Source organism: Aurantiacibacter hainanensis, from assembly GCF_036321025.1.
In the GTDB taxonomy this organism is placed as follows: domain Bacteria; phylum Pseudomonadota; class Alphaproteobacteria; order Sphingomonadales; family Sphingomonadaceae; genus Alteraurantiacibacter; species Alteraurantiacibacter hainanensis.
Window position 1 is genome coordinate 864,425 of record NZ_JAZAPB010000002.1, and the last position, 24,513, is coordinate 888,937.

Annotated in this window: 24 protein-coding genes; 13 read left to right on the top strand and 11 right to left on the bottom strand. The window is 66.6% G+C overall.

All coding sequences use genetic code 11. The features are described 5' to 3' along the window. Positions 1–28: 28 nt before the first annotated feature. From AAA989_RS11475 to tsaD, 7 genes are all read right to left on the bottom strand, one after another. Positions 29–415 carry a response regulator gene (locus AAA989_RS11475; RefSeq protein ID WP_338243678.1) on the bottom strand — a complete coding sequence of 129 codons (387 nt, stop codon included), beginning with the start codon at positions 413–415 and terminating at the stop codon, positions 29–31. 88 nt (positions 416–503) lie between these two features. Beyond that, positions 504–1,169, bottom strand: a complete 666-nt coding sequence (locus AAA989_RS11480) for a helix-hairpin-helix domain-containing protein (RefSeq protein WP_338243681.1) — start codon at positions 1,167–1,169, stop codon at positions 504–506. A gap of 189 nt (positions 1,170–1,358) precedes the next feature. Continuing rightward, positions 1,359–2,099, bottom strand: coding sequence for an OmpA family protein (locus tag AAA989_RS11485; RefSeq protein WP_338243683.1), 741 nt, complete (start codon positions 2,097–2,099; stop codon positions 1,359–1,361). Positions 2,100–2,121: 22 nt separating this feature from the next. Next, positions 2,122–3,759, bottom strand: coding sequence for a vWA domain-containing protein (locus tag AAA989_RS11490; RefSeq protein ID WP_338243685.1), 1,638 nt, complete (start codon positions 3,757–3,759; stop codon positions 2,122–2,124). 154 nt (positions 3,760–3,913) lie between these two features. Continuing rightward, entirely contained in the window at positions 3,914–5,479 is a 1,566-nt protein-coding gene (locus AAA989_RS11495) for a lipopolysaccharide biosynthesis protein (RefSeq protein ID WP_338243687.1), read from the bottom strand. Continuing rightward, positions 5,476–6,465, bottom strand: a complete 990-nt coding sequence (locus AAA989_RS11500) for an NAD(P)H-dependent glycerol-3-phosphate dehydrogenase (RefSeq protein ID WP_338243689.1) — start codon at positions 6,463–6,465, stop codon at positions 5,476–5,478. Before AAA989_RS11500 ends, AAA989_RS11495 begins: the two co-directional genes overlap by 4 nt. Further along, entirely contained in the window at positions 6,462–7,499 is a 1,038-nt protein-coding gene (gene tsaD, locus AAA989_RS11505; RefSeq protein WP_338243691.1) for a tRNA (adenosine(37)-N6)-threonylcarbamoyltransferase complex transferase subunit TsaD, read from the bottom strand. The genes AAA989_RS11500 and tsaD overlap by 4 nt, the downstream gene beginning before the upstream one ends. Before the next feature lie 44 nt (positions 7,500–7,543). Between tsaD and hemC the strand changes: the two genes are divergently transcribed. From hemC to AAA989_RS11520, 3 genes are read left to right on the top strand one after another with little or no spacing between them, the layout of a single operon-like run. Next, a complete protein-coding gene (gene hemC, locus AAA989_RS11510) occupies positions 7,544–8,473 on the top strand; it encodes a hydroxymethylbilane synthase (protein ID WP_338243693.1) in 930 nt (309 codons plus the stop codon). Positions 8,474–8,483: 10 nt separating this feature from the next. Next, positions 8,484–9,152, top strand: coding sequence for a uroporphyrinogen-III synthase (locus AAA989_RS11515; protein WP_338243695.1), 669 nt, complete (start codon positions 8,484–8,486; stop codon positions 9,150–9,152). Between the two features lie 59 nt (positions 9,153–9,211). Then, entirely contained in the window at positions 9,212–10,192 is a 981-nt protein-coding gene (locus tag AAA989_RS11520) for a hypothetical protein (RefSeq protein ID WP_338243697.1), read from the top strand. On the opposite strand, the gene AAA989_RS11525 is transcribed toward AAA989_RS11520, so the two are convergent. Then, positions 10,189–11,403, bottom strand: a complete 1,215-nt coding sequence (locus AAA989_RS11525; protein WP_338243699.1) for an FAD-dependent monooxygenase — start codon at positions 11,401–11,403, stop codon at positions 10,189–10,191. The genes AAA989_RS11520 and AAA989_RS11525 overlap by 4 nt on opposite strands. Before the next feature lie 93 nt (positions 11,404–11,496). Here AAA989_RS11525 and AAA989_RS11530 point away from each other — a divergent pair, with 93 nt between their 5' ends. Further along, positions 11,497–13,464, top strand: a complete 1,968-nt coding sequence (locus AAA989_RS11530; protein ID WP_338243701.1) for a protein-disulfide reductase DsbD family protein — start codon at positions 11,497–11,499, stop codon at positions 13,462–13,464. Here AAA989_RS11530 and AAA989_RS11535 read toward each other — a convergent pair. From AAA989_RS11535 to uvrB, 3 genes are all read right to left on the bottom strand, one after another. Next, entirely contained in the window at positions 13,461–14,042 is a 582-nt protein-coding gene (locus AAA989_RS11535; protein WP_338243703.1) for a hypothetical protein, read from the bottom strand. The genes AAA989_RS11530 and AAA989_RS11535 overlap by 4 nt on opposite strands. Positions 14,043–14,134: 92 nt before the next feature. Next, positions 14,135–14,710 (bottom strand): hypothetical protein, encoded by a 576-nt coding sequence (locus AAA989_RS11540; protein WP_338243704.1) that lies wholly within the window; start codon positions 14,708–14,710, stop codon positions 14,135–14,137. Positions 14,711–14,772: 62 nt separating this feature from the next. Beyond that, complete coding sequence (uvrB, locus tag AAA989_RS11545; protein ID WP_338243706.1) at positions 14,773–16,962, bottom strand: excinuclease ABC subunit UvrB; 2,190 nt, start codon at positions 16,960–16,962, stop codon at positions 14,773–14,775. A gap of 101 nt (positions 16,963–17,063) precedes the next feature. Between uvrB and AAA989_RS11550 the strand changes: the two genes are divergently transcribed. The 9 genes from AAA989_RS11550 to AAA989_RS11590 all read left to right on the top strand — a co-directional run bounded on the left by AAA989_RS11550 (position 17,064) and on the right by AAA989_RS11590 (position 24,393). Then, positions 17,064–17,561, top strand: coding sequence for a DUF3617 domain-containing protein (locus AAA989_RS11550; RefSeq protein WP_338243708.1), 498 nt, complete (start codon positions 17,064–17,066; stop codon positions 17,559–17,561). Positions 17,562–17,662: 101 nt separating this feature from the next. Continuing rightward, a complete protein-coding gene (locus AAA989_RS11555; protein ID WP_338243709.1) occupies positions 17,663–18,217 on the top strand; it encodes a DUF3617 domain-containing protein in 555 nt (184 codons plus the stop codon). 137 nt (positions 18,218–18,354) lie between these two features. Beyond that, complete coding sequence (locus AAA989_RS11560) at positions 18,355–18,888, top strand: DUF3617 domain-containing protein (protein ID WP_338243712.1); 534 nt, start codon at positions 18,355–18,357, stop codon at positions 18,886–18,888. Positions 18,889–18,914: 26 nt separating this feature from the next. Continuing rightward, complete coding sequence (locus AAA989_RS11565) at positions 18,915–19,484, top strand: DUF3617 domain-containing protein (RefSeq protein ID WP_338243714.1); 570 nt, start codon at positions 18,915–18,917, stop codon at positions 19,482–19,484. A gap of 52 nt (positions 19,485–19,536) precedes the next feature. Then, positions 19,537–20,328 (top strand): esterase/lipase family protein, encoded by a 792-nt coding sequence (locus tag AAA989_RS11570; protein WP_338243716.1) that lies wholly within the window; start codon positions 19,537–19,539, stop codon positions 20,326–20,328. A 114-nt stretch (positions 20,329–20,442) separates the two neighbouring features. Next, positions 20,443–21,840, top strand: a complete 1,398-nt coding sequence (locus AAA989_RS11575; RefSeq protein WP_338245517.1) for a circularly permuted type 2 ATP-grasp protein — start codon at positions 20,443–20,445, stop codon at positions 21,838–21,840. 22 nt (positions 21,841–21,862) lie between these two features. Further along, positions 21,863–22,807 carry an alpha-E domain-containing protein gene (locus AAA989_RS11580; RefSeq protein WP_338243718.1) on the top strand — a complete coding sequence of 315 codons (945 nt, stop codon included), beginning with the start codon at positions 21,863–21,865 and terminating at the stop codon, positions 22,805–22,807. A 12-nt stretch (positions 22,808–22,819) separates the two neighbouring features. Then, a complete protein-coding gene (locus AAA989_RS11585; RefSeq protein ID WP_338243720.1) occupies positions 22,820–23,644 on the top strand; it encodes a transglutaminase family protein in 825 nt (274 codons plus the stop codon). Then, positions 23,641–24,393: a proteasome-type protease gene (locus AAA989_RS11590; protein WP_338243722.1), complete on the top strand. Its 753-nt coding sequence runs from the start codon at positions 23,641–23,643 to the stop codon at positions 24,391–24,393. Before AAA989_RS11585 ends, AAA989_RS11590 begins: the two co-directional genes overlap by 4 nt. The last annotated feature ends 120 nt before the right edge of the window (positions 24,394–24,513 follow it).

Here is a 24,513-nt window from a genome sequence, read left to right on the forward strand (position 1 = left end):
GAGAAGGGAGCCCGGCGGAACTGCGGCCCTAGTGAGCCTTGTTCTTCGCCTTGCTCATCATGGCGATAAGCTCGCTGGGCGGGCACGGTTTTTCGGCGGCCTGGGCGTCAGGATAGCGTTCCGCGATCTCGCGGCTCGTGAAATGACCGGAATGAAAGATGATCGGCACGCCAGCGTCGGTCAGGGCGTCGGCCAGGGGAAAAACCTCTCCATCCGCCGTCATCACGTCCAGAATGGCGAAATCGGGGAGTTCCTGGTCGATCGCGATCATGGCGTGACTGTTGTTGGCATAGGGGCCTTCGACACGGTATCCCATGTCGCGCACGGTCTCCGACAGGTCGAGCGCAATGATGACCTCGTCCTCGACCACCAGTACGGTGGGCTGATCCTTCGGGGCTCTTGCCTGGCTTGCCATAACTCATCCTCGGACGTCGGTTTCGGTTTCGTGCAATAGCCTTATACGCGCAAAATCCGGGTTGGGTTCCCCGATGGCACGGTCCGTTTCAGGACGTGCGCCCGAACCGCGCCTCGTAGGCGGCCGTGTCCCCCCCTTGCAGCAGGGTGGCCTGCTCCACCCAGTTGTCGCGGCGGATACGCCCCTGGAACCGGCCAAGGCGGGCATCGATCCGGTCGATGTCGGCCTCGCTCCAGCTGGCGATCTGGGCGAAGGAGGTGATGCCTTCATCGTGCAGCATCGTCACCAGCTTGGGGCCTACCCCCTTGATGCGGCGCAGGTCGTCTTCGCCGGACTGGGGCGCAGGCCCCGGCGTTGCCGCCGGTGCCGGGGTCTCGGCGCGCTCGGACGGCGCTTCCTTCATCGCTTCGCGCAGCGGCTTGCCATCGCCGGTTTCGGCATCGGTGCCCAGCGGCGCTGCGGCGGTGGTATCGGCGTTGGCAGCGGCCGAGACCGGACCGGGCGAGGCGGCGGTCCGCGCGGCCTCCCTGTCCTGCGGATCGGCCTCGGCAGGCGGGGCCGCGTCCCGTGAAGCGGACGGCGGAGAATCGATCAGCGCCTGGTTGCGTTTTGCGGCGGTGCCGGCCGCCTCGTCGCGGTCTTCAAGCTGTACCTTGGTGCGGCGCGAGGCGACGAAGATCCACCAGGCGACCAGCAGCCCGATCACCAGCGCGGCGACCACGAGGATCCAGTTCGCCTGCAACAGTTCAACCATGTCCAGTTCTCCGAAAAATCATGCGTCGCGGCCCCAGATGGCCCAACCCATACCCAGCCCGATCGCATAGGCGACCAGCATCAGTACGAGCACTTCCATCCAGATCGGCATTGCGACTCCTTGCGTGTGTCCTTGCGCGAGACCCTTTGCAGCAGGTTGCGCGATTCGGGCAAATGCCCCTGCGAGAATTCAGCGGGGTCCGGGCGTATCGACGGGTGTGGGCAGCAGCGGTTCCACCGAAATGACCGAGAACTCGATGCGCCTGTTCGCCGGATCGGTTGGATCCAGCCCCTCGACCGGGTGCGAGGATCCTTCGCCAGCGACCCGCAGCCTGTCGCCGGGAATGCCCCGTTGAACAAGCGCCTGGCGCACGGCCTGCGCACGCTCCGTGGAGAGTGCGACATTGGTCTCTTCCGATCCCGAGCGATCGGTGTGCCCGCTGATCTGGATCACCGCGCCCAGGCAGGGACGAAGCGCGGATGCCACCTCGTCGACCAGCGAACGGCTGGCCACGTCGATGCGGGCGGAGCCTTCCTCGAACCGGATGGTGCGGGCGCGCAGCAGGGCCTGCACGTCCTCCTGGCAATGCAGCGGGCTGTAGTGCTGTTCCACCATGAGGTCGCCATCGGCCCAGCGGATGCCGCCGACGCCCGGCAGCGAGGCGACGGCGCGGGCGATGCGCGCGCGGGTCGTCTCGTCCAGCGATTCCGCGCCGACCAGCACGGGATGACGGCTGGGGGCACCGTTGGGAGAGCGGAACTGCGCCTCAACCTGGCCGCCGCCGCCTGCCTGCTCGATGGCGGCGGGGGCGGTGGCGGCCAGGCGCTGGGCAATGCCGGGTGCGCTGGCCCCGCCGACGAAGTAGGCCAGGGCGATACAGGCCAGCACTCCTGCTGCCAGGGCAACTTGCGGTTTGCGAAGGAAATCCATGCGCGCGTCTTAGCGCGCAGGTTCAACGCGCGTCGAGTGTTTCCGCAAGTCCGGCCAGTTGCAGGAACTCCTCCCGCCAGTATCCCCGCTGCCGGCCGGCAAGGGCCGCGGCGTCGCCGTAGCCGAAACCGTTCAGCAAGCTGTCGCCGCGCAGGCCCTGGCCGTAGGCAGCCACCGCAGCGACGAAGGCCATGTCGCCGCGCGCCGGCCCGGCACTGGCCAACATGCGAGCGGACACGGGCCGCTGGATGAGGCGCGAACGGTCCTGCCCCGGCAGCTTGTAGCGCAGCTGCACGAAGGCGACCTCGCTGCCCGATGAACCTTCGCGTGGCGCGGTCGCCCGGTTGCCTGCGTAGCGACGCGGATCGATCCAGCCGTCTGCGCCAGCGGGCACGATTTCATACAAAGCGGTAACCTGGTGCCCTGCGCCGATGTCGCCTGCATCCACCGTGTCGTTGTTGAAATCCTCCTCGGCAAGGATGCGGTTCTCGTAGCCGATCAGCCTGTATTGCGAGACGTGGGCCGGATTGAACTCCACCTGTATCTTCACGTCGTGGGCGATCGTGAACAGCGTCGATTCCATTTCCTCGGACAGCACCTTTCGCGCTTCCATCGCGCTGTCGATGTAGGCGTAGTTGCCGTTTCCGTGGTTGGCAATCTGCTCCATCATCGCTTCGTTGTAGTTGCCCTGGCCGAAGCCCAGCGTGGTCAGCGTGATGCCGCTGTCGCGCTGGTCCTCGATCATGGCGACAAGCTGGTCGCGGTCCGAAATGCCGACGTTGAAGTCGCCGTCGGTCGCCAGGATGACGCGGTTCACGCCGCCTTCGATGAAGCTCTTGCGCGCCATGTCGTAGGCGAGGCGCAGGCCTGCCGCGCCGGCGGTGGAACCGCCCGCTTCCAGCCGGTTGAGCGCCCTGCGGATGGCGCGTTCGTCGTTGGTCGGCTCCAGCACCACGCCGGTGGCCCCGGCGTAGACGACGATGGAAACCCTCTCCTGCCTCCCCAGTTCGCCGGCGAGCTGGCGCATGGCGGTCTTGACCAGCGGGAGCTTGTCCGGCTCGGCCATGCTGCCGGAAACATCGAGCAGGAATACAAGATTGGCTGCCGGGCGCTGTGCGCGCGGCAGGTCGTAACCGCGCAGCCCCACGCGCAGGATGCGGGTATCGGGGTTCCACGGCGTGATGGCCACGTCGGTGGTAACTGAAAACGGTTGGCTGCGGTTTTCCGGCACGGGATAGTCGTAGCGGAAGTAGTTGATCAGTTCCTCGGTGCGGACGGCGGCCTGCGGCGGCATCTGGCCCTGGGAAAGGAACCGGCGGACATTGGCATAGGCCCCGGTATCGACATCGACCGAGAAGGTGGAGACCGGTTCCGCTGCCACCAGCTTCACCGCGCCGACCGCCTCGCCATCGTAGCGTTCGGTATTGGCCTGCGGCATGTATCGCATGGCGACGGGCGGGGGCGGGGCCATGGCGTATTCGGCGTCGGCGGTCGCCTCGTGGAATCCGAACTGGTTCTGCGGCGGTTCCTGCACGTCGACGGTGGTCACGCTCTCGGCCTGGGTGGTCCCCTCGTTCTGCGCGCAGGCGACGAGGGTAAGCAGCATGGCAGTGGCGGATACCGCGCCGGTCATGCCGGTAAGTCGGGCCTTGTTAGTCATAACATCTCCCCTTCTGTTCACCGATCCGGGTCAGATCGATGAGATTAAGGTGATGTTACAACATTAATCGTGGCTGAATTGTGGCGAAATTAAGGCGGGTCTGCCTTATTTGCGCCCGCCGGTCAAATTCTCGATTCCAGATGGTCTGCGGGGCCTACAGCGGAGGCGGGTGTGGCGGCCCTTCAGCTTCCCTTGCGGCTTTGGGCGTACGGCTGAACAGCACGCGGTCCTCAGGCCCGAAGCCGCGCGTCCAGATGATGTAGCCGTACACGCCGATGATCGCGGGAATGCCCAGCGCCAGTTCGGCCCACTCTGGCAGCAGGATGGCCACCTGGCCGACCAGCACGGCAGCGGCGGCGGCCCATACCAGCGCCCAGCGCCAGTTGTTGATCGAGTGGCCCAGAATTCGGCTCAGCATCATCGCCTTCACGACCGAGGCCACGCCCAGCGCCACCATCAGTGATCCCGCCGCCGCGGCCGCGCGCCAGAAATCGGCGCGCTGCGGATCGGCGAAATCCATCGAGTCGATCACCAGCATGGCGCCCACGGTCAGCAGCGCCTGCAAGCCGATGGTGCCGATGGAGACCCAGAGATTGCGCACGCGGGCGACGTAGATCAGTGCCGCCTCTGACACGACGGCCGTCGCTGCAACCACTTCCGCCGCCAGCAGGAATGCCAGCGCGGCCGTGCCCGGCACGAATTCGCCGTCGTCCCCCATCAGGCCCATCAGCGCCTCGCCCGGAATGCCAAGGGCCAGCGCGATGCCCGCCTGCGCGGCGACGATCCAGAAGCCGACCTGGCACACCTGCCGGGCGATGGCGGCGTAGTCCTTCACCTTCAGCTTGGCAGTGATGACCGGGCCAAGGATCGGCTCGAAACTGGTCTTCAGCTTCTGCGGCAGGCTGGCGACCTGCTGCGCCATCCAGTAGATGCCCAGCGCCACCGGCCCTGCGAACAGGCCCAGGATCAGCAGGTCGACGCGGCGGGTGCCCCATTCGATGGCATCCGTCACCGCCAGCGGCAGGGCGCGCGCCACCATCGGGCCGATGCGGGATGGGCGGGGCGACCATCCGCGTGGCAGACCGTAGGTTCGGAAGAAGGGCACCAGCGCCGTCACCAGTCCGGCGAAGATGGAGGCGATGTAGGCCAGGATCAGGCCGCCATCGCCGATCGTGGGCACGAACCAGAACGCCCCGGCGAGAATGGATATCGTCCACGGCTCCACCACGGCGCGCGCCCGCACGGTGGTGCCGATATCGTACTTGTAGGCCTGCGCGGCCAGCACGATCTCGGTCAGGGCATAGCCGGGTATTGCCAGCACGATCCAGCGGTCGAGTTCGCTCGACATGCCGTTGGGAAACAGCGGCGCGGGGAAGGCGAAGTAGACGGCTGCCGCCAGTCCCGAGAAGACCAGTGCCACCAGCATGGAATCGGCGATCAGGCCGGTTTCATCTGCGTCCCCTTCGCGCAGACGCTGGGCGAGGCCGCGTTTTTCGCCGATGGAGCAGACCAGCGCGGTCAGTTCCACCACCAGCAGGGCATAGGCATAGACCCCCAGCGCTTCGGCCCCGTAAAGCTGGCCGGCGATGAAGAGGAACGGCAGCCGCGCCAACAGGCGCAGCACGAAGCCGAAGAAATTGGTCCGTCCTCCCTTGGCCAGCGCGGCGATATCGCCGCCGGGCTTGCTGGCTTCCTCGTCGGTCGTATTCGGGCGGCTCAAGCGCTATGTCCCTCGGCCTTCAGCGGACGGGCGAGCAGGGCCTGCACGACATCGCGCGCGGGCTTGCCGCCCAGCAGCGCGTTGACGGCATCGGTGATCGGCATGGAAACGCCGTGTCTGGCTGCCAGATCGCACAGCACCGGCGCGGTGTGCGCTCCTTCGGCGACCGTGCGCTTGTCCGACAGCGCCTCGGCCGCGCTCATCCCTTCGCCCAGCGCCTTGCCGAGGGAAAAATTGCGGCTGGAGGTGGACGAGCAGGTGAGCACCAGGTCGCCCAGGCCGCACAGGCCGTTCAGCGTCTCGGCCCGGCCACCCAGCGCCACGCCGAAGCGCAGCATCTCGGCAAAGCCCCTGGTGATCAGCGCGTTGCGGGCATTCTGGCCAAGGCCAAGCCCGTCCACCACGCCGCAGGCGATGGCGAGCACGTTCTTCACCGCTCCGCCGATCTCCGCTCCGATAACGTCCTCGGAGTAATAGGGCCGGAAGTTGGGGCGGGCGATCTCCGGGGCAAGCCGGTCCCACTGGGCATCGGCCCCGCCACAGGCCAGGGTGACGGCGGCGGGCAGACCGGCGGCAACCTCGTGCGCGAAGGTGGGGCCGGACAGCACGGCGATGTCGGCCTCGGGAGCGGCTTCTTGCGCGACGTCGTTCATCATGCGGCCGGTGCTCTGCTCGATACCCTTGGAACACAGCACGATGTCGCGCGGAAAGCGGGTCATCTGACCCAGCACGTTGCCCAGGTGCTGTGCCGGGGTCACCATCAGCAGGATGTCGCAGGCCGCCATATCGGCGAGGTCGCCGGTCGCGCGCACGGAAGGGGAAAGGTCGGCGGACGGCAGGAACAGCTCGTTGCGGTGTGTGGTGTTGATGGCATCGGCGAGGCCATCTTCAAGCGCCCAGAGCATCACGTCGCGACCGTCGGATGCCAGCATCTGCGCCAGCGCCGTTCCCCAGGCGCCTGCTCCAACAACGCCAACCTGTTTCATGCCTTCACTCCTGCGCCGCGTGCGGGCTCTGCGTCGGGATCGAGCGGCCAGCGCGGCCGCGCCTTCAGGTCCAGCGGATCGGACCCGAAGCCCGCCGCCATGCGCTCCACGCCCGCCCAGGCGATCATCGCGGCGTTATCGGTACAGAGCTGCAGTGGCGGAGCGGTGAACGGCAGAGCGAATTCGCCTGCCAGACCTTCCAGCCCGGTGCGGATCGTCTGGTTCGCCGCGACGCCGCCCGCCACCACCAGCGCGCTGACAGGCTCCATCGAGCGCAGCGCCCGGCGCGTGCGCTCGAGGATGCAGTCGAGCGCGGCCTGCTGGAAGCTGGCGGCAATGTCCGCGTCGGAATGTTCGCCAGCGTCGTGCGCGCGCAGGACGGCGCTCTTGAGACCGGCGAAGCTGAAGTGCGGCTCCTTGCTGTGCACGAGCGGGCGGGGCAGGGGAACGGCCTGCGGATCGCCTTCGCGCGCCAGCCTCTCCACCGCCGGACCGCCGGGATAGCCCAGGCCCAGGATCTTGGCGGTCTTGTCGAAGGCCTCTCCCAGTGCATCGTCGATGGTGGTGGCAAGGCGCCGATACCGGCCCACGCCCTCGACCCGCAGGATCTGGCAGTGTCCGCCGCTCACCAGCAGCAGCGCGTAGGGAAATTCCAGGCTCGCGTCGGCAAGGCGCGGCGACAGTGCGTGGCCCTCAAGGTGGTTGATCGCCATCAGCGGTGTGTCGCTGGCCATTGCCAGGGCCTTGGCGGTGACAAGGCCAACCATCACGCCGCCGATCAGGCCTGGCCCGGCGGTGGCTGCAATCGCATCGCATTCGGCCAGCGTCACGCCGCCTTCGGCAAGCACCTTTTCCACCAGCGGGGCAAGCCGTTCGGCGTGGGCACGCGCAGCGATTTCGGGCACGACGCCGCCATAGGGCGAATGCTCCGCCTCCTGCCCGGCCACGGCCTGTGCAAGAATGGCGCGTCCGTCCGTCACCAGCGCCGCTGCCGTCTCGTCGCAGCTGCTTTCGATCCCCAGAACCACAGTCATCCCGCTTCCCCTTAGACTTTCACGCCGCTAGGGCAAGCAGACGCATGACCCAGCAACCCCTACTCAAGCTCGGAACCAGGCGATCGCCGCTGGCACTCGCACAGGCGGAAGAGACCCGCGCGCGGCTGTGCGCGGCGCACGGCTGGGACGCAAATGCCGTCGAACTCGTCCTCGTCGAGGCGAGCGGCGACAAGGTGCAGGATCGCCCTCTGGCCGAAATCGGCGGCAAGGCGCTGTGGACGAAGGAACTCGATGTCTGGCTGGCTGATGGCCACATCGACGCAGCGGTGCATTCGCTGAAGGATGTCGAGACTATCCGCCCCGCCGCCTTCACCCTGGCCGCCATTCTGCCGCGTGCCGACAAGCGCGACCGGCTGATCGGTGCGAAGAGCCTGGCCGACCTGCCGACAGGCGCGGTGATCGGCACCAGCGCCCCGCGCCGCGCGGCGCAGGCGCTCCACGTGCGGCCGGACTGCAGTGTCGTGACCTTCCGCGGCAATGTCGCCACGCGGCTTGCCAAGCTGGAAGCGGGAGAAGCCGACGCCACCTTCCTCGCCGCCGCGGGCCTATCGCGGCTGGGACAGGACGACGTGGGCACCGTGCTCGATCCCGAAGAATGGCTGCCTGCCCCCGCGCAGGGTGCCATCGCGGTGGAATGCCGGACGGACGATGAGCGTGTCCGCGCCTTGCTGGATCCTCTGGACCACGCGCCCAGCCATGCCGAAGTCATGGCCGAACGCGCCCTGCTGCTGGCGCTGGGAGGCAGCTGCCATTCGCCCGTGGCGGTGCGCTGCACCTTTGCCGACGGGCGGCTTTCGATGCGGGCGGCCATATTCAGCCCCGCCGGGCAGGAGCGGGTGGAAGGCGAGGCGGAATTCGCCGCGGGAGACATGCACGCTCCCGCCGAGCTGGCCGCCGATCTGCTGAAGCGCGCGGGTTCCGGCATCGCCGCCGTGTTCGCCGGGCCGCAATGAAGGGCGCGCGATGATCTTCGTCATCCGGCCCGAACCCGGATTGCAATCCACCCTGCAGGGCGCGCGGGACATGGGGCTGGCGGCAATCGGACTGCCCCTGTTCGAAGTCATGCCGCGCCGGTGGGACGCGCCCGATGCGGACGGTTTCGACGCCCTGCTGCTGGGCAGCGCCAATGCCGTGCGCCACGGCGGCGCCGCGCTGGAACGATACCAGAGCCTGCCGGTGCACGCGGTGGGCGAAGCCACGGCCGAGGCTGCGCGCGAGGCGGGTTTCACCGTCGAACGGGTGGGCGAGGGCGGCTTGCAAGCCGTGCTGGATGCCAACGACACGCCGACCCGGTACCTGCGGCTGGGCGGAGTGGAAAAGGTTGCGCTGAAGCCCGGCATCCACACGGTGGCGGAGCGCGACGTATACGAGGTGCGCCCCCTGCCGATCACCGGCAGTTCGCAGGTTGGACTGCGAACGGGCAAATCGTGCATCCTGCTGCACAGCGCCGCCGCCGCGCGGCATTTCGCGGCAGAGATCGATCGCACGGGCCTCGATCGCGGCGCCATCCACCTCGCCTGTATCGGCCAGCGGGTGGCCGATGCCGCCGGCAGCGGTTGGGCCTCGGTGGAATCTGCTCCACAACCTAGCGATAGTGCCTTATTGGCGTTGGCGCGCGACATGTGCCATTAATCTGACAAGCCCATAGGACAGGCCGAGCGAAGCCTGCGACGGGCCGCCCGAAGGACTATATGGACCAGAGCCACCAGTTTTCCCGTGTCGGGGCCCGGAAGCACAGCATTTCCGTGCGCTCGGCGCTGATTGCGCTCGCTCTCGCCTTCGTCCTCGGAATTTCGCTGACCCTGATGTTCGCCCGCGACGGCGGTCTCGGTCTTGGCGATCTCTTCAGCGTACGCAGCGACGATAGTGCCACCACCACCAGTGCGCCGTCGACAGACGGGGTCGCCCTTGCGGGACAAGGCATGGAGAGTCCGCAGCCCACGCCCAGTGCGTCGCAAAGCGCCGGCGCCGTGGCGGAGGAAGCCCGCGAGGCGGTGCAGCGCGTGGAGGAGGTGGTGGAACAGCAGGGCGGTCTCGACAGCCGCGTTGCGGCCATGGAACAGCGCCTGACCCGGCTGGATCTCCAGTCGCAGGCCGCAGCCGGCAATGCCGCCCGTGCCGAAGGGCTCCTGATTGCCTTTGCCAGCCGCCGCGCCATCGAGCGCGGGGCGCCGCTGGGATATCTGGCAGACCAGTTGCGGCTGCGGTTCGGTGAAGCGCGCCCCAATGCGGTTGAAACCGTGATCGACGCGGCGCAGGAACCCGTGACGCTGGACCGACTGATCGCCCGTCTGGAAGGGATTGCCCCTGAACTGGACGACGCGCCCGAGAGCGAGGACGTATTCACCCGCCTGGGTCGTGAGCTTTCCTCACTGTTCGTCGTACGCCGCGAGGACACCCCTTCGCCCCTGGCCGAACGACGGCTGGAGCGTGCACGCCTGTTCCTGGAAAGCGGCCGGATAGAGGCTGCCGTGCAGGAAGTTCGCAGCATGCCCAACGCTCCTGTCGCCGAAGGCTGGATTGCCGATGCTGAACGCTTCGCCGCAGCCCAGCGCGCGCTCGAGACGCTGGAGACCGCGGCCGTGCTCGATCCGCGGGGCCTGCGCGACAGCGAAGGCGAACAGGTGCAGCAATTGAGCCCGGCGCTGCCCGGGCGCGAAGGCGTGAACTAGCCCTTCAGCAATTCGGGCAGGTCGCCGCTCATCCCGCGGGCTTCGTCCATGAACCAGCTTTTCAGCGCCGGGGTGCGCTGGACACCCGCCATGCCGAAACGGCGCGCTGCGCTCGCCAGCTTGCCGGGTACGCCGAACAGCCGGGTGAGGGTATCGGTCGCGCCCATCACCATCAGCGAATCCATCGCCCGCCACTTCTCGTATTTCGCCAGCATCTGCGCATCGCCGGGGTCCAGGCCCAGACGGCGACCTTCGGCCAGCACGTCCACCAGCGCCCCGACATCGCGCAGGCCCAGGTTCAGGCCCTGTCCCGCGATGGGGTGCATGCCGTGCGCGGCATCGCCGACCAGCGCCAGCCTGTGATCGACGATGGACGCGGTGTGCTGGAATCCCAGCGGATAGGACGACCGCTGCCCGACGACCGAGATGTCGCCGAAAATCCCGTGCATGCGCTTCTCAACCTCGCGCTGGAAGGCGCGCTCGCCCAGCGCCATCACGCCTTCGGCATCCTTTTCGTCGACCGTCCAGACCAGCGCGGAACGATGACGCCCCTGCTCGTCATCCAGCAGCGGCAGCAGGGCGAAGGGTCCGTCGGGATAGAAGATTTCCCAGGCCACGTTCTCGTGCGGCTTTTCGTGGGTGAGGCCCACGATGATCGCGCGGTGGCGGTATTCCCACTGCGCCATGGTGAAGCCCGCATCCTCGCGCGTGGGCGAGCCGCGACCTTCCGCACCCACCAGCAGCGCGGCCTCCAGCACCATGCTATCGTCCAGCGTGGCGGTGACGCCGTGCTCCTTGCGATCGCGGCTGACCACGTTCGCCTTGGAATGCCAGGCGATCAGCGGCTCGTCCTTCGCCGCCTCGAACAGCGACAGGCGCAGTTGCCGATTGGGGAACATGCGGCCCAGGGTGCCCTCGTGCGGCTCGGGCTGGAAATCGATGCGACCAGGCTTCATCCCGTCGGTCACCGCGATGGAGGCGATGGCGCAGCCGTGCGGCTCCAGCGCCTGCGCCAGGCCGATGTTGGTGAACAGGTTCCAGCTGGCCGTGGAAATGGCCGACGCGCGCCCGTCGAAGCCTTCCGCCGTCAGGTCTGCCGGGTCGGCCCGGTCGACCACGTGGCTGGACATGCCCTTTTTCGCCGCAGCGAGGGCCAGCGTCATGCCTACGAGGCCGCCGCCAAGAATGAGGAGATCGCGCTTGTCCGCCATATCATCGGTCACTAGTTGTCCGGCGATATGCAGGCAAGCACGCCATCACACTATCTGGCCCTTTTCCGGTATCTCGCGGGCATATGTGTCCTGGTGGCTGCATTGCTGGCGGCACCGGTCACGGCGCAGCGCGAGAATTACATCGCCGCCGACCTGGTGGCCGAGGGCGACCCCGTTCCCGGCGAAACGTTGACCGTGGCGCTGCGCTTCCGGCCCCAGGAAGGCTGGCACGGATACTGGGCCAATCCCGGCGACGCGGGCGAGGGGATGCGGCTGGACTGGCAACTGCCGGATGGGTGGGAGGCTGGCGAACCGCTCTATCCCGTGCCGGAGGAGCTGGAGCTGCTCGGCCTCATCAATCACACCTACTCCGATCCCTATGCGGTGCTGGTGCCGATCGAGGTGCCGCAATCGGCTGGTGTCGCCAACATCGCGCCGATCACGGTCGATGCCCAGTGGCTCGCCTGTTCCGACAGGCTCTGCGTGCCGGAACAGGCCACGCTCACCCTGCGCTTCCCGCAGGAGACGCCGGAACTTGCCGCGCAGTTCGACGAGCATCGCGCGGCGATCCCGGCGCTGATCGACTCCCCGGGAAGCTTCGAGGTTCGGTCCGACACGCTGCGCCTCGCCATCCCGCTGCCCGCCAGCCTCGACCTGGCCGATCCGCACGTCTTCATCGAGCAGAAGGACGTGATCGACTATGCCGCGCCGCAGACCTTCTACCGCCAGGGCGACATGCTTGTCGCCGAGATCGCGCGCGGCGGCCTTCGCGTCGAGCCCGGCGAACTGCGCGGTATCCTGGCCTTTGCCGACGAGGGCGAGGGCGTGCGTTTCGAGGCCGTACCGGGAGAGGTGCCCGCAGGCGGCACGCGGATCGGCCCGCGCACGGTCGATACCCCGCTGGCCCTGCTGCTGGGCGGCGCGCTGCTGGGCGGCCTGCTGCTGAACCTGATGCCCTGCGTGTTCCCCATCCTCAGCCTCAAGGCGCTGACTCTGGCGCGCGCCGGGGGTGAGGAGAAGCAGGCGCGGATCGAGGGGCTGGCCTATACCGCCGGCGTCGTCCTTGCCTGCCTTGCGCTGGGCGCGCTGGTGCTGGCGTTGCGGGCGGGCGGTACGCAGGTGGGCTGGGCCTTCCAGTTGCAGGAGCCGCTGGTGGTCGCCGGCCTGCTGGTGATCGCCACGCTGATTACCGCCAATTTCATGGGCCTGTTCGAGATCCCGAACCTTCCCATCCGCACGCGCGGGGAGGGCGGGGCCTTTGCTACGGGCCTGCTGGCCGCCGTGGTGGCGACGCCTTGCACCGGTCCCTTCATGGCCGCTGCGCTGGGGGCCGCGCTGCTGCTTCCCGCCGCGCAGGCGCTGCTGCTGTTCGGGGCGCTGGGGCTTGGCCTTGCGCTGCCATTCCTGCTGTTGGGCTTCGTGCCCGCGCTGCGGCGCATATTGCCCAGGCCCGGCGCGTGGATGGCGACGTTCCGCCGCCTGCTGGCCATTCCCATGGGGCTGACGGCGCTGGCCCTCGTGTGGCTTTCGTGGCGCCTTGGCGGAGCGAGCTTCGCCTTTGCCGCCGCAGCGCTGGCCATCCTGCCGGTCGTCGCCCTGACCGCGCGGCGCAACGGCAACCGACTGGTGGCCGCGATCGCGGTGGTCGCCGCGCTCTATTTCGCCGCATCGCTCCCCTTCCGCGAGGTGGAGCAGGTGGCGGACGGCAGCGAGAGCGTGTTGGAACCCGTCGCCTATTCCGAAGCGGCGCTGGCCGAGGCGCGCGCTTCCGGCGCGCCTGTATTCCTGTGGTTCACCGCCGACTGGTGCCTGACCTGCAAGGTCAACGAACAGGTCGCCATCGAGCGCGACGCAACGCGGGCGGCCTTCGAGGAGGCGGGCGTCGTGGCCATGCGCGGCGACTGGACCCGGCGCGACCCGGAAATCACGCGGTATCTGGAGGAATGGGAATCGGCGGGCGTTCCGCTTTACGTTTGGTATCCCGGCGGGGGCGAGGGGGAGAAGCTGCCGCAGGTGCTGACGCCGGACCTTCTGGGCGATCTGGCCGCTGGCACGGACTAGGCTTCGGGTTCGCCCTCGGCCTCGTCCTCCGGGATGTCGCTCTCGACGGCATCCGGCGTGCCGCCGGCCTGGCACCACTCCACGAATTCGCCGGTGATCCGGCTTCCTTCGATTTCCAGCATGCCGCGGCCGGGAAGGGTCGCGATCAGGTCGCGCGTGCCGCCGAAGACGTCCAGCTGCGGATCGTCGGCCGGCAGCCGCGCTTCCCAGTGCCATTCCCCGTCGGCCAGAACGGCATCCACCAGGAAGCGGCTGGTCATCCCGTTGCCGATGACCGGGAACAGCGCGCCTTGTCCGGGATAGGCGCGGGCGTGGCGGATGATCACCAGCTGCGGCGGCTCTGCCTCGACGTCGCAGGCCAGCGACATCAGCGACGCCTCGTCGGCGTTGCCGAAACGGATCGCCTGGCCATCGTCGGACACCGTCCAGCGCGCGGCGGAGGTATCGGGCGATGGATCGGCGGGCGCGGGGCGAGATCCGGTCGAATCCAGTTCGACGCGCTGCACGTTCTGCGGGGCGGCGTCCTGCCGCTCGCAGGCGGTGAGGGCCAAAATCAATGTGATGGCGAGGGCGCGCATGTCTGCACCGCTAGTCCGCAAAACGCCCGGCAGGCAAGCGGCCTTGCGCTATAGTCTGGGGATCACGCGCTCCGAGGCCTGATCTTTGCCGGTCACGAGCACGCGTCGATCGCCCGCACCACTTCCTCGGATGCCGGTACCTCGAGCGCGTTGCCGGATTCGAGCTGCACGCTGATGGGCCCCTCGTCCCCGGCGAAAACGTCGCGAAGGCCGGTGGCCGGAAGCGGCACGGTCCCCTGCCAGACGAAGTCGGGGCCAAGCTCCATCCCCTCCGCGGAAACCTGCATGGTGAAATCGGCGTCCGGGCCGATGAATTGCAGCGCTTGCGTGCCGCTTTCCTCGGCGGCGGTATAGCGGGTCACGCGGACGGCCGGGTTGCCGGCGGCTGACTGGCCGCAGGTGATGCCAAGGACGCCCTCGCTTTGAGGTGGTCCGAACAACGCCATGCGGCTGTCCGCCTTGTAGAACCAGCGGTTGCCCTCGGCATCGGGCTCTCCCTCCATGTCGCCGGCGGGCTCTCGCACCGCTTCGTCGCCGGCGGGGGAAGGGGTCGGGTCCGCGGCAACCTGCGTGCTTTCATCCTCGGGGCCATCGGCAGGGGCATCGCCGGAGCAGGCGGCGAGGGTCAGCATGGAGACTGCGGCGAGCGGGGTGAGATAGTGACGCAAGGGAAACCTCCTTCTCCCGCGCCAACGGATGCGCCCCTTGCGCCGTTCCGATATGCTCGGCCCTACTTCTTCCCGAACTTGCGCTGGGTCTTGCCGTACCGCAGCTTGCGCGTGCCCGGCCTGCCTTCGTTGGACCGGCCCACGACGGGAGCCTTCTTCTCGGCATCGCCGAGGCCGAGTTCGTCGTTCTCCAGGCGGCGGATCTCGTCGCGCAGGCGGCCTGCTTCCTCGAATTCGAGGTTGGCGGCGGCGTCGCGCATCCGCTTTTCCAGGTCCTCGATATAGGCGCGCAGGTTGTGGCCGACGAGGTTGTTCACGTCCTCGTCGCCGGTATCCACCGTCACCCCGTCCTGCGAGGCCGTGTGGGCCACGATGTCGGCGATGGCCCGGCGGATGGTCTGCGGCGTGATGCCGTGTTCCTCGTTGTAGGCGCGCTGCTTCTCGCGCCGACGCTCGGTTTCCGCCATGGCGCGTTCCATGCTGCCGGTCACCCGGTCGGCATAGAGGATGACCCGGCCATCGACGTTGCGCGCGGCGCGGCCGATGGTCTGGATCAGGCTGGTTTCGGACCGCAGGAAGCCTTCCTTGTCGGCATCCAGGATGGCCACGAGGCCGCATTCGGGAATGTCGAGCCCCTCGCGAAGCAGGTTGATGCCCACCAGCACGTCGTACACGCCAAGGCGCAGGTCGCGGATCAGCTCGATACGCTCCAGCGTCTCCACGTCGGAGTGCATGTAGCGCACGCGAACGCCCTGCTCGTGCATGAATTCGGTCAGGTCCTCCGCCATGCGCTTGGTGAGGGTGGTGACGAGTGTGCGATAGCCCTTCTGCGCGGTGGCCTTTGCCTCGGCGATGCAATCCTGCACCTGGTCCTCGACCGGCTTGATCTCGACCGGCGGGTCGATCAGGCCGGTGGGACGGATCACCTGCTCGGCAAACACGCCGCCGGTCCTTTCCAGTTCCCACGGCCCGGGCGTGGCGGAAACGGCGACGGTCTGCGGGCGCATCGCGTCCCATTCGTTGAAGCGCAGCGGGCGATTGTCGATGCAGCTGGGCAGGCGGAAGCCGTACTCGGCCAGCGTCAGCTTGCGGCGGTGGTCGCCGCGCGCCATCGCGCCGATCTGCGGAATGGTCTGGTGGCTCTCGTCCACGAACAGCAGCGCGTTCTCGGGCAGGTACTCGAACAGCGTGGGCGGCGGTTCGCCGGGCAGGCGACCGGTCAGGAAGCGTGAGTAGTTCTCGATCCCGTTGCAGCTGCCGGTGGCGGCGATCATCTCGAGGTCGAAATTGGTGCGCTGTTCAAGCCGCTGGGCTTCCAGCAGACGGCCTTCCTCGTGCAGTTCCTTCAGCCGTTCCTGCAGCTCGAACTTGATGGCCTCGCTCGCCTGTTTCATCGTCGGGCCGGGCGTGACGTAGTGCGAGTTTGCATAGACGCGCACCTTGCCGAGGTTCTCGCCCTTCTTGCCTGTCAGCGGGTCGAACTCGGCGATGTCCTCGATCTCGTCGCCGAAGAAGCTGATGCGCCAGGCCGTGTCTTCCAGATGGCTGGGAAAGATTTCCAGGTTGTCGCCGCGCACCCGGAAACAGCCGCGCGCGAAGGCGGTGTCGTTGCGTTTGTACTGCAGGGCGACCAGCTTGCGGATCAGTTCGCGCTGGTCGACCGTTTCGCCGGCCTTGATGTCGAACACCATGGCCGAATAGGTCTCGACCGAACCGATGCCGTAGAGGCACGAGACCGAGGCGACGATCAGCACGTCGTCCCGCTCCAGCAGGGCGCGCGTGGCCGAGTGGCGCATCCGGTCGATCGCCTCGTTCACCGAGCTTTCCTTCTCGATGTAGGTGTCGGAGCGGGGGACGTAGGCTTCGGGTTGGTAGTAATCGTAATAGGATACGAAATACTCGACCGCGTTCTCGGGAAAGAAGCTCTTGAATTCGCCGTAGAGCTGCGCGGCGAGGATCTTGTTCGGGGCCAGCACGAGGGCGGGGCGCTGCAACTGCTCCACCACCTTGGCCATGGTGAAGGTCTTGCCGCTGCCGGTCACGCCCAGCAGCACCTGCGTCTGCTCGTCGTCCTTCGCTGCCTTCACCAGTTCGGCGATGGCCGTTGGCTGGTCACCGGCGGGTTCGTATTCGGAAACCAGCTTGAACGGTTTCTGGTCGTCGGATTTCTCCGGCCTCGCGGGCTTGTGGGGGGTGAATTCGCCGGAGGTATCGGGTTCCTCCAGTCCGCGACGGATTACGAGTTCGGCCATGCGCGGAGATATGGGAGCAGCGGAACGGATTGGCAACGCGGTTTGCCCGATCTTTACCAATCGCCGCTATCATGCTGCATCCGTGTTCGAGGGGGATTTCGATGCGCACACCCGTTCTGCTGTTGCTGGCCGCCCCGCTGCTGGCGTCGTGCTTTTCCGACAACCCCGACAACATCCCGTTGCGCGGCAACTGGCAGATGACCACCAAGCTCGACAGCCTGACCATCGACGGCACCATCGTGCCGCCGGAACAGCTTCCGCCCGAAATCCGCAACCTGGAGCAGTCGGCCAGCCAATGCGGCGAGCCGGTGTTCACCGATCGCGACAAGCAGCAGGACGTGCTGGACTGGCGTGCGGGTGGCGACTGCGCGTTCGAAACCTACGACGTGAACGGGGCGCGCATCACCGCCGCGGGTCGCTGCGAGCGCGTGGGCAACATGGCCACCTTCAACCCCAGGTTCGATGCCTCCGTCGTCCAGCGCGAACTATCGTATCGGATGGTGGTGAGCATGGAGGGCTCTGCCGAAATCCCCGGCCAGGGCACGCACTACCTTAAGATCATCGCGGTTCAGGAGGGCGCCCGCACCGGCGATTGCTGAGCGAACGCCCCGGGCGGATTGGCATATCGGGATCAAGCCGTTACACGGGGCACCTGAACCCAACGGGAGGCTGCGAGCCCCCGCCAGCGAAGGAATTCCGCATGCGCCTGATCCATACCGCCCCGCTGATCGCGGGCCTCGCCCTTGTCGCCTGCGGCGATTCCGGCACGGTCGAGGACCCGTCCGATCCCGCCCAGATCGAGGCCGCGACGCGCGACCTGCCCAAGCCGCAGGCGGGCGAATACCGCACCAGCGGCGAACTGGTGGAATTCCAGATGCCCGGCGCATCGGAAGAGGAGATGCAGATGCTGCGCGGCTTCATGGAAACGAGCGCCACGCAGGAACGCACCTTCTGCATGACGCAGGAAGAAGCGGACAGCGGCTATCGCGAATTTCTCGAGAACCTTCAGCAAGGCTCCGACGAGTGCGAATTCACCGAGTTCACCGTGTCGGGCAATTCGCTAAACGCCACGATGAGCTGCGACGACGGCTCCGGCTCCACCGGCACCATGGGCTTTGCCGGCACCATCAGCGAAACCTCGCAGGACATGACCGTCAGCATGGACATGGATAGCGCGATGGAGGGGCAGAGCGTGCGCATGGTCATGCGCACCACGTCCGAACGCATCGGCGACTGCGCCGAACAGGCCGGCTAACCCGTGCGCTTGCGGCCCGACCCGAAATGGGACGGGCCTCTTGCGCTCGCCCTCCCGCAATTGGCAGGCCCCTGGCCGCTTGGTATCCGTGCCCGCATTTCCGGCGGCATGGCCGCCATCGAATACAGGGGAAAACCATGCGCCTGATCCATTGCCTGCCACTGGCCGTCGGCCTGGCGCTGGCCGCTTGCAACAATTCGGACGAGGATCTCTCCGACGAAGCCCTGTCGATGGACGAGGTGATGGCGGACTTCCGCGACAACGGCGTGATGCCGCAGCCAGGCGAATACAGCGCCTCCTACGACCTTGTCTCTTTCGACATGGTGGAAGGCCAGGTGCGCGACATGGCCGCGCTCGAAGCCGCTTTCGCCGAGGGCGCGCAGGAGCAGACCAGCTTCTGCGTGACCGACGCGATGGACCGTGAATCGTGGATTTCCGCGATGACCGACAACAGCTGCACGATCTCCTCGCTAACTGCCGAAGGCGATGCGCTCGATCTCTCCATGACATGCGAGGCGGAAGAGGGGCCGCAGGGTCGCATCGTGATGACCGGCACCGCCGGAGAGACCTATTCCGACCTCGAGATGACCTTCACCCAGCCGATCCCCGGCATGGGTGACGCCAATGTCGTGATGACCGTGGAGACCCAGCGCACCGGCGATTGCGGCTGATATCCGCACTCGATAGGAGCGGTGAAATGCTCCTGTCGAAACGTTTGATTTCGTGTGTGGTATCCGTGCTGGCACTCGCGGCCTGTTCGGCAGGGCCGGAGCAGCCGCTCGACGAGGCGGAAATCCTGACGCGGGCCGAACGCCTGGTGACGCCCGAGCCGGGGCTATACCGAACCACCACCAGCCTGGGCGCTTTCGAAATGCCGGGTGCCAGCGAGCAGGAGGCCGCGCGCGTCCGTGCGCAACTCGGTTTCGCGGAACCGCAGGAGGCGCAGCGCTGCCTGTCGCGACGCGAGGCCGTGCGCGGTTTCCTTCCCTTGATCGAGGCGATGAAGGACGGGAATTGCACGTTCTCCCGCTTCGAGACGAGCGAGGATAGGCTGGACGCCTCGATGCGCTGCGAAGCGGACGGGGGGACGACATCCGACGTTGCGCTGCGGGGCGAGGCGGGCAGGCAGTCGTCGCGGCTCGAAACGAGAGTCGTGCAGCGCTCTGCCGCCCTGCCGGGCGGCGAGCTGCAATTCACGCTGGCTGTGGAAACGCAGCGGTTCGGCGAATGTCCGCAAACCGGGGGCGAGGGCGAGCCGGGAACCTGAGCGGCCTGCCGCGTTCATTGTGTAACAAGTCGGAATTGTTACAGTGAGCGCAATGTCATCCGTCGGATCCCTCTTCTCGCCGTTCTCCGGGCGCATCCTGGATGCCGTTCGCGGCGCGATCTATTCGGTGCGCCGCCGGCTGGAATTGCTGCGCGGAGAACCGCCGCCCGATGCCCATGCTCCACCGTTGCGCCTGTTCTTCGCGGAATTCGGCCAGTTGTTCGCGCCGGCATTCCGGCTCTTCAAGCCGCCGATCCCTATCGAGAAGGCGGAAAATCCCAAGGTCGTGATCCTGCTGCCGGGCTTCGCCACCCATCCCTGGCGCATGAAGTACATGGCCAAGGAACTGGAGCGCGCCGGCCACACGGTGAAGCGCTGGGGCCTGGGTTACAACTACGGACCGACGCCCGAGAACTTCGAGCAACTTGCAAACCGCGTGTGTTCGGTGCGCGAGCGCTATGGGCAGAGGGTGGTGCTGGTGGGCTGGAGCCTGGGCGGCATCTTCGCGCGCGAAGTGGCCAAGCTGCATCCGCATTGCGTGGCCAAGGTCGTGACGATGGGCACGCCCTTCAGTCACACTCCCTATTCCAACAACATGTGGCGCATCTACCAGTTCACCGCCGGGCACCATGTGGAACAGCCGCCGATAAAGGCGAACACGGCCGAAAAGCCGCCGATGGAAACGGTCGCCTTCTGGAGTCCGCGCGACGGAGCAATCTCGCGCCGCAGCGCCTGCGGCCTGCCCGGCGAGCGCGATCGCACGGTGGCGTTGCGTTGCACGCACATGGGTTTTTGCAACTCCAGCGAGGTCATCATCGCGCTTGATCAGGAACTCAAGCGGTAATCAGGCTTTGATTACTGGCCAGCTTTCGCGCATGCTGCGATTGCGAAGGCTGCTGATTCCGGCACAAGCGAGGGGACCCATGTGACCGCGTCCGACACGGACAAGTTCGACGAAATGCACCAGCCCGACGGTTCGGTGCGAGAGGCCTACAGCGGCTACAACGAATGGCTGGAGCAGCAGGACGACGGCTGGATGCGCCGCAAGGCGTTCGAGGCCGAGAGCTTCTTCCGCAAGACGGGCATCACCTTCAACGTCTATGGAGAGGATGACGCGGAAGAGCGTCTGATCCCCTTCGACATGGTGCCGCGCATCATTTCCGGCGGCGAATGGCGTCGGCTGGCACGCGGGATCGAGCAGCGCGTACGGGCACTGAACGCGTTCATGCACGATCTCTACCACCGGCAGGAAATCATCCGGTCCGGTCGCCTGCCCGAACGCCTGTTCCGCGACAATGCCGCCTGGCTTGCGGAAATGGTCGGTTTCACGCCGCCCGGCGGGGTCTACACCCACATCGTCGGCATCGACCTGGTCCGTACCGGGCCGGACGAGTTCATGGTGCTGGAAGACAATGCCCGCACGCCCAGCGGCGTCTCCTACATGCTGGAGAACCGCGAGACGATGATGGCCATGTTCCCCGAGCTGTTCAGCAAGGTGAAGGTCTGCGACGTTTCCGATTATCCGCGTCGCCTGGCCAAGAGTCTTGCCGCCTGCGCTCCCGAGGGAGTGGATGGCAATCCCAGCATCGCCGTGCTCACGCCGGGCATCTACAATTCCGCCTACTACGAACACGCCTTTCTGGCCGACCAGATGGGCGCCGAGCTGGTGGAGGGCAGCGACCTTCGCGTGGTGAACGGCAAGGTGCAGATGCGTACCACCGTCGGCTTTCGCCCTGTCGACGTGCTCTACCGCCGGGTGGACGACGATTTCCTCGATCCGTTGACGTTCAACCGCGACAGCGTGCTGGGCGTGCCGGGTATCATGGACGTCTACCGCGCGGGCAACATCACCATCGCCAACGCCCCCGGCACCGGGGTGGCGGACGACAAGGCGATCTATTCCTTCATGCCGGAGATCGTGGAATTCTACACCGGGGAGCAACCCCTGCTGCCCAACGTGGAAACCTTCCGCTGCGCCGATCCGGACGCGCTGAAATACGTGCTCGACAACCTGGCGGAGCTGGTGGTGAAGGAAGTCCACGGCTCGGGCGGATACGGCATGCTGATCGGGCCGGCCGCCTCGAAAAAGGAAATCGCCGAGTTTCGCGCCAAGCTTGAAGCGAGGCCGGATAACTACATCGCGCAGCCCACGCTGTCGCTGTCGACCTGCCCGATCTTCACCAAGAAGGGGCTTGCCCCCCGCCACGTGGACCTGCGGCCCTTCGTGCTTTGCTCGCCCGATGGCGTGGACATCACGCCCGGCGGCCTGACGCGCGTTGCGCTGAAGAAGGGATCGCTGGTGGTCAATTCCAGCCAGGGTGGCGGAACCAAGGACAGCTGGGTGCTGGAGGACTGATGCACAGCGGAGAAACCTCGTAATGCTGGGACGCGTCGCCCACGGCATCTTCTGGATGTACCGCTATCTTGAGCGTGCGGAGAACACCGCGCGCCTGCTCGCCGCCGGGCAGCGCATGGCACTGACCCGCGGTCAGGACATGGCCGACCAGGAATGGAAATCGATCCTGACCACCCTGGGCCTGCGCAAGCCTTACGAGGAGCACTTCGACGATTACGAAGGCGCCCACGTCTGCGACTTCGTTCTGCGATCCAAGCACAATTCCGAAAGCGTGCTGTCGATGGTGGAGCGCGCGCGAACCAACGCCCGCGCCTGCCGCTCGGCAATCACGGGCGAGGTGTGGGAAGCGGTGAACGAGGGTTGGATGACCCTGCGCGACCTGCTGGCGCGCCCGGTTCGCAATTCCAACCTCAACATGTCGCTGGCTGCCATCCGCCGCGAGAGCACACTGGCACGCGGTGCCTCGCACGGCTCGATGCTGCGCAACGAGACCTACAGCTTCTCGCGCCTGGGCACGTTCCTCGAGCGGGCCGACAACACCGCCCGCATCCTCGACGTGAAGTATTACCTGCTGCTGCCCTCGCTGTCCTACGTCGGCACTCCGCTTGACACCGGGCAGTGGGACAACGTGCTGCGTTCGCTGTCGGCGGAGCGCGCCTACCGGTGGCTCAACGCCGGGCGCATGGACGCCCGCTCCATCGCCGATTTCCTGATCCTGGACGGCCGCTTTCCCCGCAGCCTGGTTTTCTGCTATTCCGCGATGCGTACCAACCTGTCGGACCTTGCTCAGATACACGGCGAGGAAGGCACCTGCCACGCCGCCATGCGCGAGGCCGATCTGCAACTGAGCGGCAAAACGGTGGAAGACATCTTCGACCAGGGGCTGCACCAGTTCCTGCTCGAGTTCATCGCCGGCAACCAGGCGCTGGCCGGTGCCGTGGCCGAGGATTATCGCTTCGTCTCCTGACGGGAAAAAACCATGCGCCTTTCGATCCGCCATACCACCCGTTACCGCTTCGCCAGTCCCGTGGCGCACGGGATCCAGCGCCTGCGGTTGACGCCGAAGGAAACGCAGGGCCAGAAAATCCTGGAATGGAACATGGAATTCCAGGGCGCGCGCGAGCAGCTGACCTACGACGACCAGAACTTCAACCACGTCACGCTGGTATCGGTGGACGAGGGCGCGACGGAAGTGGTCGTGTCGTGCACCGGCAGGGTTGATACGCAGGACCACGCGGGAGTCATCGGCCAGCACGCCGGGCACCTGCCGCTGTGGGCCTTTCTCAGCCAGACCGAGCTCACCCGCCCGGGCCCCCGGATCAAGGCGCTGATCGCCGACGTGGAACGCAGCGAGGAGGGCATGGTGGAAACGTTGCACAACCTTTCCAACGTGATCCGCGACAACGTGGAGTACGGCACCGGCAGCACCGGCGTCGCCACCACCGGCGAAGAAGCGGTGGAGGAAGGCATGGGCGTCTGCCAGGACCACGCGCATATCTTCATCGCCGCCGCGCGTTCGCTTGACATACCGGCGCGCTACGTCAGCGGATACCTGATGATGAACGACCGTATCGAGCAGGAGGCGACGCACGCCTGGGCGGAAGCCTACGTGCAGGGTCTCGGCTGGGTCGGTTTCGACATCTCGAACGGCATCAGTCCCGATCCGCGCTACGTGCGCGTTGCAACCGGGCGCGATTATCGCGATGCCGCCCCTGTTACCGGAATCAGCTATGGTGCGGTAACGGAAGACCTGTCGGTCGATCTGGCCGTCGAACAGCAAACGGAAGAGCAACAACAACAATGACCTATTGCGTGGGAATGGTGCTCGACAAGGGCCTCGTTCTGATGAGCGATACCCGGACCAATTCGGGCGTCGACAATATATCCGTGTTCCGCAAGATGTTTCACTGGACCGTTCCGGGAGAGCGGATCATCACCCTGATGACGGCGGGCAACCTTGCCACGACGCAGGCGGTGATCAGCCGGCTGGAGGAGCGGACGAAGGCACCGTCGGAACGGCAGAATTCGCTGATGGAACTGCAGACCATGTTCCAGGTGGCCAGTGAGACGGGCAAGCTGCTGCGCGAGGTGATCGCCGAAACGCAGGACGATAACGCCCAGCGCGGCAAGGGACGCTTCACGGCCTCCATCATCCTGGCCGGGCAGATCAAGGGCATGGAACCCCGCCTGTTCATGATCTACCCCGAAGGCAACTTCATCGAGGCCAGTTTCGACACCCCCTTCTTCCAGATCGGCGAGACCAAGTACGGTCGACCGATCATCCTTCGCGGATATGACCGGCAGATGAGTTTCGAGGACGCGGTGAAGCTGCTGATGGTCAGCTTCGATTCCACCCTCAAGGCTAATCTCTCGGTCGGCCTGCCGCTGGATCTGATGGTGATCGAGCGCGATGGCTTCGCGGCCAAGCACGAGCGGCGCATCGAAAGCACCGACTCCTATTTCAACGCAATCAGCGACAGCTGGAGCGAGGCGCTGCGCGCCGCTTTCCACTCGCTGCCCGATTACAGCTTCTACCAGGGGGAAACTACCTAGCCGTTTGCGCGGATAGGGGCAGGGCCGGAGGGTCGGGAATTGCCCGCATTGCGGCAACGGCCCCGGAGAAACATCGTAAATGGATGTTAACCACGCGGCGCGCGGGCGGACATTTCACGA

What these genes read in the sequence shown, in the direction of transcription:
- AAA989_RS11475 (WP_338243678.1), bottom strand. Translation starts at nt 415, where the DNA reads ATGGCAAGCCAGGCAAGAGCCCCGAAGGATCAGCCCACCGTACTGGTG.
- AAA989_RS11480 (WP_338243681.1), bottom strand. Translation starts at nt 1,169, where the DNA reads ATGGTTGAACTGTTGCAGGCGAACTGGATCCTCGTGGTCGCCGCGCTG.
- AAA989_RS11485 (WP_338243683.1), bottom strand. Translation starts at nt 2,099, where the DNA reads ATGGATTTCCTTCGCAAACCGCAAGTTGCCCTGGCAGCAGGAGTGCTG.
- AAA989_RS11490 (WP_338243685.1), bottom strand. Translation starts at nt 3,759, where the DNA reads ATGACTAACAAGGCCCGACTTACCGGCATGACCGGCGCGGTATCCGCC.
- AAA989_RS11500 (WP_338243689.1), bottom strand. Translation starts at nt 6,465, where the DNA reads ATGAAACAGGTTGGCGTTGTTGGAGCAGGCGCCTGGGGAACGGCGCTG.
- tsaD (WP_338243691.1), bottom strand. Translation starts at nt 7,499, where the DNA reads ATGACTGTGGTTCTGGGGATCGAAAGCAGCTGCGACGAGACGGCAGCG.
- hemC (WP_338243693.1), top strand. Translation starts at nt 7,544, where the DNA reads ATGACCCAGCAACCCCTACTCAAGCTCGGAACCAGGCGATCGCCGCTG.
- AAA989_RS11515 (WP_338243695.1), top strand. Translation starts at nt 8,484, where the DNA reads ATGATCTTCGTCATCCGGCCCGAACCCGGATTGCAATCCACCCTGCAG.
- AAA989_RS11520 (WP_338243697.1), top strand. Translation starts at nt 9,212, where the DNA reads ATGGACCAGAGCCACCAGTTTTCCCGTGTCGGGGCCCGGAAGCACAGC.
- AAA989_RS11525 (WP_338243699.1), bottom strand. Translation starts at nt 11,403, where the DNA reads ATGGCGGACAAGCGCGATCTCCTCATTCTTGGCGGCGGCCTCGTAGGC.
- AAA989_RS11535 (WP_338243703.1), bottom strand. Translation starts at nt 14,042, where the DNA reads ATGCGCGCCCTCGCCATCACATTGATTTTGGCCCTCACCGCCTGCGAG.
- uvrB (WP_338243706.1), bottom strand. Translation starts at nt 16,962, where the DNA reads ATGGCCGAACTCGTAATCCGTCGCGGACTGGAGGAACCCGATACCTCC.
- AAA989_RS11550 (WP_338243708.1), top strand. Translation starts at nt 17,064, where the DNA reads ATGCGCACACCCGTTCTGCTGTTGCTGGCCGCCCCGCTGCTGGCGTCG.
- AAA989_RS11555 (WP_338243709.1), top strand. Translation starts at nt 17,663, where the DNA reads ATGCGCCTGATCCATACCGCCCCGCTGATCGCGGGCCTCGCCCTTGTC.
- AAA989_RS11560 (WP_338243712.1), top strand. Translation starts at nt 18,355, where the DNA reads ATGCGCCTGATCCATTGCCTGCCACTGGCCGTCGGCCTGGCGCTGGCC.
- AAA989_RS11565 (WP_338243714.1), top strand. Translation starts at nt 18,915, where the DNA reads ATGCTCCTGTCGAAACGTTTGATTTCGTGTGTGGTATCCGTGCTGGCA.
- AAA989_RS11570 (WP_338243716.1), top strand. Translation starts at nt 19,537, where the DNA reads ATGTCATCCGTCGGATCCCTCTTCTCGCCGTTCTCCGGGCGCATCCTG.
- AAA989_RS11575 (WP_338245517.1), top strand. Translation starts at nt 20,443, where the DNA reads ATGCACCAGCCCGACGGTTCGGTGCGAGAGGCCTACAGCGGCTACAAC.
- AAA989_RS11580 (WP_338243718.1), top strand. Translation starts at nt 21,863, where the DNA reads ATGCTGGGACGCGTCGCCCACGGCATCTTCTGGATGTACCGCTATCTT.
- AAA989_RS11585 (WP_338243720.1), top strand. Translation starts at nt 22,820, where the DNA reads ATGCGCCTTTCGATCCGCCATACCACCCGTTACCGCTTCGCCAGTCCC.
- AAA989_RS11590 (WP_338243722.1), top strand. Translation starts at nt 23,641, where the DNA reads ATGACCTATTGCGTGGGAATGGTGCTCGACAAGGGCCTCGTTCTGATG.